Here is a 2,358-nt window from a genome sequence, read left to right on the forward strand (position 1 = left end):
GCGCTTCGACGGCAGGAGCCGGAGCGGGCGGCGGGGGCGCGGCGGGGGCCGGCGCTTCGGCCGGAGGAGCCGCGCTGGCGGCTTCGGGGGCGGATTTGGCGACGCGCGGCTTACGCACGCGCTTCTCGGCGGGGGCGCCGGTTTCGTTGCTGCTGTCGGACAAAGTGCGATTCCTCGCTATGGCGAGCGCCGGCTCGAACGCGCGGCGGCGGGTGAAGGAGTGTGGGTGACTCAGAAGGGTGCGGCGCAGAAAAGGCGCCGGATGTGCGGACACTAGCACCGCGCTGCGGCGACGGCAAGCGCCGGGCCGCAGCGGGTTCGCACGGGTTCAGCCGGGGCGCCCGGCCGGACCGGCTCAGGCGGTCTGGGCGCCGAGCGTCTTGTCGATCATCTGGGTCAGCTGACCCTTGCCGACCGCGCCGACCTGGGTCGCCTGGACCTGGCCGTCCTTGAACAGCAGCAGCAGCGGGATGTTGCGGACGTGGTACTTGATGGCGGTGGCGCGGTTCTCGTCCACGTTGAGCTTGACCACCTTCAGGCGGCCGTCATAGGTCTCGGCCAGTTCGTCCAGGACCGGGGCGATCATCTTGCACGGACCGCACCATTCGGCCCAGAAATCGACCAGGACCGGTTCACCGGATTGCAGAACGGCGGCCTCGAAATCGGCGTCGCCGACATGGGTTACTTTTTCGCTCACTGGGTTCTCCTGCGGAGCCGCGGCGGGCCGCGGACGGATGGGAGGCCGGGGACGGCCACCTCTTTGGGGTAAACTGGGGCGTTCCGCGGCCAGATCAAGTCATTCCTGGCGGCCGCGCGATTCGGCTTTGGGGGCGCAGTTTGCGACGCCGCCGACGGCGATGCAAGCACGAGCAGTCCCTATATCAGTCGCGCCAACGGAACACTGCGGCGCAAAGAAGAAAGCATGAGCGACAAACCTTTAACCGACATTACTTTTACCTCGTTCGACCTGCATCCGGCCCTCCTGGCCGGGTTGGAGAACGCCGGTTTTTCACGCTGCACCCCCATTCAGGCGCTGACCCTGCCGGTGGCGCTGGCCGGACGCGATGTCGCCGGCCAGGCCCAGACCGGCACCGGCAAGACCCTGGCGTTCCTGGTGGCGGTGATGAATCGCCTGCTGTCGCGGCCGGCCCTGGCCGAGCGCAAGCCGGAAGACCCGCGCGCGCTGATCCTGGCGCCGACCCGCGAGCTGGCCATCCAGATCCACAAGGACGCGGTGAAGTTCGGCGCCGACCTGGGCCTGCGCTTCGCGCTGGTGTACGGCGGCGTGGACTACGACAAGCAGCGTGAACTGCTGCAGCAGGGCGTGGACGTGATCATCGCCACCCCCGGCCGCCTGATCGACTACGTCAAGCAGCACAAGGTCGTCTCCCTGCACGCCTGCGAGGTCTGCGTGCTGGACGAGGCCGACCGCATGTTCGACCTGGGCTTCATCAAGGACATCCGGTTCCTGCTGCGGCGGATGCCGATCCGCACCGAGCGCCAGACCCTGCTGTTCAGCGCCACCCTCAGCCATCGCGTGCTGGAGCTGGCCTACGAGCACATGAACGAGCCCGAGAAGCTGGTGGTGGAGGCCGAGACGGTCACCGCGGCGCGGGTGCGCCAGCGCATGTACTTCCCGGCCGACGAGGAGAAGATCCCGCTGCTGCTGGGCCTGCTGTCGCGCAGCGAGGGCGCGCGCACCATGGTGTTCGTCAACACCAAGGCGTTCGTCGAGCGGGTCGCGCGCGCGCTGGAGCGCGCCGGCTACCGGGTCGGCGTGCTGTCCGGCGACGTCCCGCAGAAGAAGCGCGAGACCTTGCTCAACCGCTTCCAGAAGGGCCAGCTGGAAATCCTGGTCGCCACCGACGTGGCCGCGCGTGGCCTGCACATCGACGGCGTCTCGCACGTCTACAACTACGACCTGCCGTTCGATGCCGAGGACTACGTCCACCGCATCGGCCGCACCGCCCGCCTGGGCGCGGAAGGCGACGCGATCAGCTTCGCCTGCGAGCGCTACGCGATGTCTCTGCCCGATATCGAGGCGTACATCGAGCAGAAGATTCCGGTCGAAGCGGTCTCCGCCGAACTGCTGACCGCGCTGCCGCGTCCCGAACGCGCGCCGGTGGAAGGCGGCGAGGGCGAGGAAGGCGAGAGCATCGGCCAGATCTTCCGCGAGGCGCGCGAACAGCGCAGCGCCGAGGAACAGCGCCGTGGCGGTGGTGGCCGCCGCAGCGGTGGCGGCAGTGGCAGTGGCGGTGGGCGTGGCCGGGGTGAACGCCGCGAAGGCGGGCAGGGCGAACGCAAGCCGCGCAGCCCGCGTCCGCCGCGTGCGGACAACCCGGCCGCCACGCCGGCACC

General features: G+C 69.4%; 2 protein-coding genes. One reads left to right on the forward strand and one right to left on the reverse strand.

Translation table 11 applies throughout. The features are described 5' to 3' along the window. Positions 1-355 precede the first annotated feature (355 nt). Positions 356-697, reverse strand: coding sequence for a thioredoxin TrxA (gene trxA, locus IQ458_RS18995; RefSeq protein WP_141455103.1), 342 nt, complete (start codon positions 695-697; stop codon positions 356-358). 225 nt (positions 698-922) lie between these two features. Here trxA and rhlB point away from each other — a divergent pair. Continuing rightward, the coding region (rhlB, locus tag IQ458_RS19000) for an ATP-dependent RNA helicase RhlB (RefSeq protein ID WP_235997008.1) at positions 923-2,358 on the forward strand (1,436 nt) is incomplete at its 3' end.

Source organism: Pseudoxanthomonas beigongshangi (assembly GCF_016820515.1).
GTDB classification, from domain to species: Bacteria; Pseudomonadota; Gammaproteobacteria; order Xanthomonadales; family Xanthomonadaceae; genus Pseudoxanthomonas_A; species Pseudoxanthomonas_A beigongshangi.